The following is an 8,632-nucleotide window of genomic DNA, read 5'->3' as shown; positions in this document are numbered from 1 at the left end:
TCCAGTCCTGGCGCCCGAGACTTCTACGACCAGCGACGCGACGCCGGCGACCTGCACCACCAAGCGCTCCGCGCACTCGGCAACCGCCTCGTCGGGATCCTCCACGGCTGCCTCCGCCACCACACCCGCTACGACGAACACATTGCCTGGGACCACCGCCGCACCATCCAGGCTGCTTGACGACTTACGCCCCTGGGATGTCTACAACGCGTCGTCGGCACCCGCCGCTCCGACGCGTGGTCACTGCTCCAGGACGACGCCCGCCCCCGGTGGATGCAACGACTCGGCACCCGCCTGGCAACACCTAAGGTGAAAATTGCTGCGAGGGTCGCCCGCCAGGCCTCCAAGTCGGTGCGCATCACCACAGATCCACGCTCAGTGGTCGACGCCGACGTCGCCGTACTGCTCACCGACTGCGATCACATCTTCCTCGCCGCTGACTCCGCGCTCGCTCGCCCATTGGTCAATTCCATCACTCACCAGTACCTCATTCCCAACACGCAGGTCGGCTCCAAAGTCACTGTCATCGAAGGACAGATTGCCGACATCTTTTCCGTTTCCAGGATGAGCAGTCCAGGCAACGGGTGTCTGCGGTGCAACGGCTTGATCCCTGCGTGGCGGCTCACGGAAGAAGCGACCAGCGAAATCCAGCGCCGCCGGCAGCGTCTCGTCGTCCACGTAACGCTGCCGGCGGCGTTACGTCGACGACGAGAACGTTCACGCACCGAGCGTGATCACTCTCAACGCCGTCGCTGCATCACGCGCGGTCGGCGGTTGGCTCGTGGCCATCGGCTGTGAGTGCCAACCACTGGGTCTCCTGCCATCCACTGACCGACGAGGTAATAGAGAACGAACCCGCCAAGTCAGCGGACTGCCGCCACTGCGGCCATCTCGTTTCGCGATCGGCGATGGTGCGAGCCTGCTCGCACGCGTGTGACATAGCGTCGCTGGCGGAGGTTCGGGAACCGGACCAGCGATTCGCGGCGCATCCAGCGCCAGATGGATCGGCCGGTCGCCCTCCCACCGACCGACCTCACCGAATCAGGGATACGGAAACCGAACACGACACCCTCAAATATTTGACCGGTCGCGCCCAGTTCAACCACCGCGTCAGATCACGCAGGAAAGCCGAGCGGGTCTGCCGAAAGTCTGGCCCTGGGAAACCGCATGGAACACCGTGTTCGAGAGCATGTTCCACCGCACAGACCGATCCGCGGCTAACAACAACATCTACTGCCCAACTCGAGACGAAAACCCCAGTGTAACAACCCGGCCGAGGTCGGGCGATCACACACGCCCAGGACTGTATCTGTGCCGCACAGTCGAACTCACCGTCTGCTCGGAAGCGAATCGGCAAGTTCAGGCTTAACGGTCGCTCAGTCTGTGACGTAGTCGATGCCCGATTTTCCTGCCGATCGCTGGATATCCGCGCGAGTTACTGACAACGTGCCTGGATACCGCCCCGAGCGTCAACCGCGCAACATGTTCCCGCAGAGACCCATTACTGCACAACAAAACGCCCTCTGGCGGACCCGAAGGTGCCTGCACCGAAGACGTCATCTACCTGCACGGTGATCTCGGCCAAGCAGGCCGACGAAGCACTGACCCACGAACTGACGCACCGTGAGCAAGGCACCAGATGTCAGCCACCTGGAGAACCGATAGAAGCGGAACGTCGCAAACTGACCACACGCCGGACGATCGACGAACTCGTCGATGAACCCCTGTCGACACAGGCCATGGCAGCGAACGAAACGGCCGACAAACTATGGAGTAACGCCAACACGCTCGGCGTCCACATCCAGACCCTCACCGAAATCGAGCGGGAAGACCTCAACGAGGAAGTGACTAGGAGGCAACCACGGTGACACAGCACGCAACCAGAAGGATACGCGGAGCGCTGAGCCCCGAGTTCTGCTACCCGATAGGCGTTTCACTCGGTCTCACAATCTGCCTGCTCCTCGGCAACTTTGCCGCACGGTTTGCGCGGGAATACAACACGGATGCACATCGACACGCGGGAGAGGCATACACGGTGAGTGCGGGGCGGGCTGGAATGACGACCGTGATCGACATGGCATCGACCTTCATCAGAGACCTCATCGCATCGTTTCGCGGACAGTACGGAGTGATCGACGAGTCGTTTCCGGGACCTGGCCCAGCAATGCAGTTCAGCGATGCTGAACGCGAGTTCATCGTCGATGAATGGTTGCGGCAGCAGGCATGGTGAAAGTGTAAAAGTGAGAGTGGCACGAACCGCTCAACATGATGGCCGGTCAAGTCCCGTGAGGTGGTGTACGGCGTCGTCGCGTGATTCCTCGCTTGATGGTTATGCGGTCAGAGCCGCCGGTGTCACCTCCTGAGTAGGTTCGGTAGCGGTGGGGCCGCGGGACCGGGCCAGCACATCGAGGCCGACGTAGCGGCGGGCTTCCACTCGCCCAAGTTGCTCGGCGAGGACTGCTCCGACCAGCCGAATCCGGGCGGTGCGGTCGGGGAAGATCCCGACGACATCGGTGCGCCACCGAATCTTCTTGTTCAAGCGTTCCTTTAACACTGCCGATCAACGCCTCACCAACGGCGCCCGAGCCAGCTGCCAGCGGGTTCCGCTCCTGCACTTCATACACAGTCACTTCTGTTGCACTCCGTCTTTCGCTCCACCACAGGCGCATTCAGACAATGCGTCGAATACCAGTGTCGAAGGCCCGGCGAGGTAATGCACTTGGCCGAGCGGCCAGTGACAGCTCCCCGTCCGGTCAGGTGAGCCCGCCCCGAAACCCCCGTAGACATAGACCTCGGCACGATATTGAATATCGAAAGTGGAACGGTGACGATGAAACTGGGACTGGTCGGTCTGGGCCGCATGGGGCTGAACATGCGCGAGCGGTTGCGTGAACGCGGACTCGAGGCGATCGGATTCGACCCGAACGCCGCCGCCAGCGATGTGGACAGCCTCGAATCGCTGGTCGAGTCGCTTCCCAGCCCGCGGGCGGTGTGGGTGATGGTGCCCGCTGGAGCCCCGACCCGTCAGGTGATCGGGCAGCTCTCGCGCCTGCTCGCACCCGGCGACCTCGTCGTCGACGGCGGCAACTCCCGATTCACCGACGACACGATCAACGCGGACATCCTCGCCGAACACAGCATCCGCTACCTCGATTGCGGCGTCTCCGGTGGGATATGGGGACGCAAGAACGGCTACGCGCTGATGGTCGGTGGCGACACCGCCGACATCGACCGGTTGATGCCGGTCTTCGACGCTCTGCGACCGGACGGTGACCGTGAGGACTCCTTCGTCCATGCCGGCGCGGTCGGTGCCGGCCACTACGCGAAGATGGTGCACAACGGCATCGAGTACGGGTTGATGCAGGCCTACGCCGAGGGGTACGAGCTGCTCGCCGCCGAGGACTCGATCGTGGACGTTCCCGCGGTCCTGCGTGCCTGGTCCAAGGGCACCGTCGTGCGGTCCTGGTTGCTCGACCTTCTGGTGCAGGCCCTGTCCGAGGACCCCGACCTCGCCGCGATCTCCGGCTACACCGAGGATTCCGGTGAAGGCCGCTGGACCGTCGAAGAAGCCATCGCCCACGCCGTCCCGGCGCCGGTGATCTCCGCCGCACTGTTCGCGCGGTTCGCGTCCCGACAGCACGACTCACCGGCGATGAAAGCCGTCTCGGCGCTGCGCAACCAATTCGGCGGGCACGCCGTCCGACGCACCGAACCCGCTGGGACCGCCTGAACCGCGACAACCTCGCCCAACATGACACCGCCCGCCCCCCGTGTGGGAGTAGCTACACGCCCATCACGCCGGGTGGCTGACCTGCACATGCCGGAGCTGTTCGACACCTGATCCGATCGTGGCCGCGCCCTGACCGTCACTGTCTGTGCCTCTACATCAATTCAGCCTGCACCGGATAGACCGGAATACCCTCGGGTTGCTGACCGGCCTTGCCCGCGCGTCGGGCCTGGAAGAACGCCGCGACCGCAATGTTGCGCGGGGACCACGTCGTCAACACCACCGAGGACCGGGCGGTCCTGCATACCGCGCTGCGCCTGCCCTGATCGTCGGAACTGCAGGTGCGCGGACGCGATGTGGTCGCAGATGTGCACCGGGTGCTCGACCGGATGGGTGAGTTCACCGACCGCGTATGCAGCGGCCACTGGCGCGGGGCCACCGGCAAACGCATCACCACGGTCGTGAACATCGGCATCGGCGACTCCGATCTGGGGCCGCGCTCGACGGAATCCACGGATCCGCTCGGCCAGCTCCTGGTCGGCGCGAGCCCGCGCGGCGTGAGCCGGCGGACGTCGGCATAGGCCGACGATCAGTACCCCGGCGCACCGTTCTCCTGGGTCACCGCGGACACGGCCTGTTGTCAGTTGAAGTACCCGCGGGTCCGGTTCGAGGAACGCGATACTTTCATACGTGCTAGCCACACGCCGGAACGGCAACGACTTCACCCCGGACCAGCGCACCCGGCACGCCGACGAGATGATCGCCGCGATCCCGCCGAAGCAGTGGCGCCGCATCCCCGACGGCGGCAGCGCCCACGACCCGCGTGAGTACTCCTGGGTGCGGGATCCCGATACTGATCGCCCGACCATGGGCACTGGCTGCTCGCCCGCCGATCCCTGTCTGACCCCACCGAGATCGGTATTACATCCGAACCCCGGAGCACCACCCTCACCGAACTCGCCCAGCTTGCGGTGACGAGTCGAGGAGTGCTTCCAACAGGCCAAGAACAACGCCGGACTCGACCGGTACCAGGTGCGCACTTACCGCGCCTGGTACGCCCACAAGGGAAGATCTGGACATAATCTGCTACAGATTTCTCCGGATCCGGCGACTACTCGTGCATTCGATCCTGCGACGCGCCCATCCGACGAGTACGTCTGGTCCTGATCGCGCTGGCGGAGACGCTGACAACAGCAGGCCGCACCTGCCATTACTGAAGCCGCAGATACATCACATCATCGCCGATGCAGTATCAAGACTGAACAGTTTGTGTCAGTTCGCCGTGCCAGATCCTAGACAGGTTGTGGGTCACCTGTGAACGCGAAATTTGTGATTCTGTTCACCTGCACGCAATCGCGCACGCAGCCGAACCAGCGCGAGGGTGCGGCGTAGTCGTGGTCACCCCGCTCGCAGAACAGACGCGACAAAAAGTCAGGTGCTCGCCCGTCAGCTCGACGTCGGTGATCGATGCGTTGCGGACCGCGACCTCAGAGAGGAAGAAAGCGACAAGACTGGTCTCATACGTTCACGCGTGTGAACCCGCCACCATGGCGATATACAGACGCCCGGGTTGAACATGCTGACCCGGAAAATGTCCAGCCCTGCACCCTGAGCAGCCAATACGCCCGTTCGGGCCCGCCATCCTGACACATGCACTCAGAAAACTCTACGCATGCAGCGATCGTATTGTTACTCGATGCAGGCGCACACATTAGCAACGAAAAAGCAGTCACGTTGGCCGGTTTCGGCCCCCAGCGTAGACTTCGCTTGAGGAGATCTGATGAACGGCAGCAATGACGCCGCGCAGCGAAAAGCGCTGTTGGCCGGCGCGGTCGGAAATTTCGTGGAGTGGTACGACGCCAGTCTGTATGGACTGTTCGCAACCACGATTGCCGCGGTGTTTTTCCCGCAATCCGACGGGACAGCCGCCCTGTTATCCACCTTCGCAATCTTCGGGCTCTCCTTTGCCGCCCGCCCGTTGGGTGCCATCGTATTCGGGCACCTCGGTGATCGCGTCGGTCGACGATTCACGCTCCTAGTGTCGGTGATGTTAATGAGTGTCAGCACCGTAGCGTTGGGTCTTCTGCCCGGCTACGCCCAAATTGGCATCGTGGCACCGGTACTGCTTTTGCTGTGCCGCCTAACGCAGGGCTTTTCATCCGGCGGCGAATACACCGGGTCGGCCATCTTCGTTCTCGAGAACGCACCCTACGGACGGCGAGGTCGATACGCATCGCTCATGTCGACGGCCGTCTGGCTCCCGGGGGTGTTCAGCATCTTGGTAGCCGTGACCATCACCTCGCTGACAACCCCAGAGCAACTGATCTCGTGGGGATGGCGGGTGCCTTTCCTGGCAGCAGCGCCCCTTGCGTTGGTCGGCCTCTACCTGCGCCTGAGCGTGGACGAGTCACCGGAATTCACTGCGCTACGTGCCGCTGACCGCATCGAATCCGCACCAGTCGCGCAGGCACTCAAGCACGCGAAAAAGTCGATGCTGATCTGCCTTGGGTGGACGATGACCTACGCGGTCGGGTCCTACATCTTGACTGCGTTTCTCGTGTCGTACATGAACGCGACCCTGAAGTTCAGCAGAACCGAATCGCTGGTTGTTCAACTGGTTTGGACATCTATTGTCGTAATGGCTTGCATCTTGACCGGCTATGCCATCGACAGACTGGGAAGAAAGCGCACTGCGGTCAGTTCCGCACTCGGCCTGGGGATTTGCATCATCCCCACATTCGCGTTCCTCCAGCACACTAGCCTGCCGGGCGCTTTGCTGGTCGTCGGGGTGTGCGGACTCTTTTTCGGTGGGGTGTGTTCGACGACAGTCTTGGCTGTCGTCGAACTGTTCCCGGCGCGTCTTCGGTCGTCAGCGAGTGCTATGGCCTTCAATAGTTGTGTCGCCGCGTTCGGCGGGACCGCGCCCTTCGTGGCGACCTGGCTCGTTGGACAAGGCTACTCCCTTGGTCCCGGCTACTACCTAGCTGGAGTGTGCGCACTGTCGGCAGTAGTAGCCGCCCTCGGGATCGGCAATCGTAACAACGCCATTAATCCACAAGACCGCCTGCCGGCACATCGCGAAAGTTCACCTGAGGCTGTGTAAGCACAGGCGGCGATCCGCGCCCACGAATCCGGGCATCTACTGAATGCCGGTTGTGTTCGGGACTGCCCCCACCCTGGTTGACACACGGGGTTTGCAGTTTCAGGCCGCGTGTGCGGTCTGATGGAGCGTCTCATATTCGACGGGTGTCAGTCGACCGAGCCCGCGTTGCCGGCGCCGCCGGTGGTAGGTCGTCTCGATCCACCCGACGATCGCCAACCGTAGTTCCTCACGGCTGCTCCAGTGGCGCCGGTCGAGGACGTTGCGTTGCAGCAACGCGAAGAACGATTCCATCGCGGCATTGTCACCACATGCCCCCACCTTCCCCATTGATCCTTGTAAACCATTGCGGTCCAGCAATTCTACGAAGATTCCGGAACGGAACTGACCAGGCTCAACCGGTGGAAGCAACACCTCGATCATGGAGGTGTGGGAATGGGACGACCACCCGGGTGGGCGGCAGCGTTGACGGGGCGTGCGGTGATGCGGTCACCGGGACGGCCTCCGGTGCGCCGCGATCTCGAGCGGGCCTTCTGGGCGCGGATCGCCGAGGGCCTCACGAGCGACGACGCAGCGATCGCGTGCGGCGTGTCGGGGCCGGTAGGGACACGGTGGTTCCGCCAGGCTGGTGGGATGCCACCGATCGAGTTGACCCCGGTCCCGGGGAGGTACCTGTCGTTCGCCGAGCGCGAGGATATCGCGCTGCTGCGGGCCAAGGGTATGAGTATGCGCGACGTCGCCGTTCACATCGGACGGTCCCCGTCGACGATCTCGCGAGAGTTGCGGCGGAACGCCGCCACCCGTAATGGGAAGCTCGAATATCGGGCGTCGATCGCACAGTGGAAGGCCGACCTCGCCGCGAGGCGCCCGAAGCCGGCGAAGCTCGCCGAACACGATCGGTTGCGAGACTATGTGCAGGACAAACTGTCCGGCGTGATTCGTGCCGACGATGGAACCGTGGTGGCAGGCCCCGATGCGGCCTGGATCGGCCGCAACAAGCCTCGGCGCGGTGATCGTCGGTGGGCGACGGCGTGGAGTCCGGAGCAGATTTCCAATCGCCTACCGATCGACTATCCAGACGACCCGTCGATGCGCATTTCACATGAGGCGATATACCAATCGCTCTACATCGAGGGACGTGGCGGCTTGGAGCGGGAGCTCGTCGCGTGCTTGCGCACCGGTCGGGCGCTGCGTAAGCCTCGTGCGCGAGCACGTAAACAGCGCACCGGATTCATCACCGATGATGTGACCATCGGAGCCCGGCCGGAGGAGGTCGACGGGACGGCCTCCGGTGCGCCGCGAGTCCCGGGGACCGCCTGAAGTTCACGGAAGTTGTATCGGGACAGATCAGTTCCCTTCGGAAAGTATTGCCGCAGAAGCCCATTAGTATTCTCGTTCGTTCCGCGCTGCCATGGACTGTACGGATCACAGAAGTAGACGCGGATACCCGTAGATGCCGTCCAGCGATCGCGTGCGGCGTGTCGGGGCCGGTAGGGACACGGTGGTTCCGCCAGGCTGGTGGGATGCCACCGTGGAGAACCCCAGCGGAAGTGTTTGCCGAACAGGTACACTCGTCCTCACAGCACGGTGTTGCGACGACCGGTTGAATCCGCCCTGGCTCCCCGCATCGCTGTGATGCACCAAACCCGTTGATATGAAACGGATATCGGTCCGTCTGCGGGTGAACAACGCCTGCTCGAGCACTCCGGCGACCAACACGGTGGTCTTCGATGTCATCACCTGCCACCCGAGGATCCGGCGGGAGAACACGTCGACACAGAACGCCGTGTACACGAATCCGGTGA

At 63.0% G+C, this 8,632-nt stretch carries 5 protein-coding genes and 8 pseudogenes; 9 read left to right on the top strand and 4 right to left on the bottom strand.

The window, feature by feature from the left end; translation table 11 throughout:
• The 4 genes and pseudogenes from ACFWAY_RS52225 to ACFWAY_RS52210 all read left to right on the top strand — a co-directional run.
• Nucleotides 1–180: pseudogene (locus tag ACFWAY_RS52225) on the top strand (IS110 family transposase); the annotation flags it as partial.
• Between the two features lie 93 nt (nucleotides 181–273).
• A complete protein-coding gene (locus ACFWAY_RS52220; RefSeq protein WP_378516324.1) occupies nucleotides 274–798 on the top strand; it encodes a ThiF family adenylyltransferase in 525 nt (174 codons plus the stop codon).
• Nucleotides 799–1,538: 740 nt separating this feature from the next.
• Nucleotides 1,539–1,868, top strand: coding sequence for a hypothetical protein (locus ACFWAY_RS52215; RefSeq protein ID WP_378516323.1), 330 nt, complete (start codon nucleotides 1,539–1,541; stop codon nucleotides 1,866–1,868).
• Nucleotides 1,865–2,230 carry a hypothetical protein gene (locus ACFWAY_RS52210; protein ID WP_378516322.1) on the top strand — a complete coding sequence of 122 codons (366 nt, stop codon included), beginning with the start codon at nucleotides 1,865–1,867 and terminating at the stop codon, nucleotides 2,228–2,230. The genes ACFWAY_RS52215 and ACFWAY_RS52210 overlap by 4 nt, the downstream gene beginning before the upstream one ends.
• Before the next feature lie 99 nt (nucleotides 2,231–2,329).
• Here the strand turns inward: ACFWAY_RS52210 and ACFWAY_RS52205 are convergent.
• Nucleotides 2,330–2,545 (bottom strand): annotated as a pseudogene (locus ACFWAY_RS52205) (transposase); the annotation flags it as partial.
• A 285-nt stretch (nucleotides 2,546–2,830) separates the two neighbouring features.
• On the opposite strand from ACFWAY_RS52205, the gene gnd reads away from it, so the two are divergent.
• The 4 genes and pseudogenes from gnd to ACFWAY_RS52185 all read left to right on the top strand — a co-directional run bounded on the left by gnd (nucleotide 2,831) and on the right by ACFWAY_RS52185 (nucleotide 6,830).
• Entirely contained in the window at nucleotides 2,831–3,730 is a 900-nt protein-coding gene (gene gnd / locus ACFWAY_RS52200; RefSeq protein ID WP_378516325.1) for a phosphogluconate dehydrogenase (NAD(+)-dependent, decarboxylating), read from the top strand.
• A gap of 160 nt (nucleotides 3,731–3,890) precedes the next feature.
• Nucleotides 3,891–4,224 (top strand): annotated as a pseudogene (locus ACFWAY_RS52195) (glucose-6-phosphate isomerase); the annotation flags it as partial.
• A 108-nt stretch (nucleotides 4,225–4,332) separates the two neighbouring features.
• Nucleotides 4,333–4,789, top strand: a pseudogene (locus ACFWAY_RS52190) (IS701 family transposase); the annotation flags it as partial.
• A 718-nt stretch (nucleotides 4,790–5,507) separates the two neighbouring features.
• On the top strand, nucleotides 5,508–6,830 hold the full coding sequence (locus ACFWAY_RS52185) for an MFS transporter (RefSeq protein WP_378516321.1): 1,323 nt from the start codon (nucleotides 5,508–5,510) through the stop codon (nucleotides 6,828–6,830).
• Between the two features lie 99 nt (nucleotides 6,831–6,929).
• On the opposite strand, the pseudogene ACFWAY_RS52180 reads toward ACFWAY_RS52185, so the two are convergent.
• Nucleotides 6,930–7,214: pseudogene (locus tag ACFWAY_RS52180) on the bottom strand (integrase core domain-containing protein); the annotation flags it as partial.
• Nucleotides 7,215–7,262: 48 nt separating this feature from the next.
• On the opposite strand from ACFWAY_RS52180, the pseudogene ACFWAY_RS52175 reads away from it, so the two are divergent.
• Nucleotides 7,263–8,138 (top strand): annotated as a pseudogene (locus ACFWAY_RS52175) (transposase); the annotation flags it as partial.
• Here the strand turns inward: ACFWAY_RS52175 and ACFWAY_RS52170 are convergent.
• Both ACFWAY_RS52170 and ACFWAY_RS52165 read right to left on the bottom strand, forming a co-directional pair.
• Nucleotides 8,138–8,305 (bottom strand): annotated as a pseudogene (locus tag ACFWAY_RS52170) (IS30 family transposase); the annotation flags it as partial. The pseudogenes ACFWAY_RS52175 and ACFWAY_RS52170 sit on opposite strands and share 1 nt — an antisense overlap.
• A gap of 136 nt (nucleotides 8,306–8,441) precedes the next feature.
• Nucleotides 8,442–8,632, bottom strand: a pseudogene (locus ACFWAY_RS52165) (DDE-type integrase/transposase/recombinase); the annotation flags it as partial.

The sequence above is a fragment of the Rhodococcus sp. NPDC059968 genome (assembly GCF_042738615.1).
Taxonomy (GTDB): domain Bacteria; phylum Actinomycetota; class Actinomycetes; order Mycobacteriales; family Mycobacteriaceae; genus Rhodococcus_F.
The sequence above is the reverse complement of the archived record's forward strand: the minus strand, read 5'-3'. Positions and strand labels throughout refer to the sequence as shown.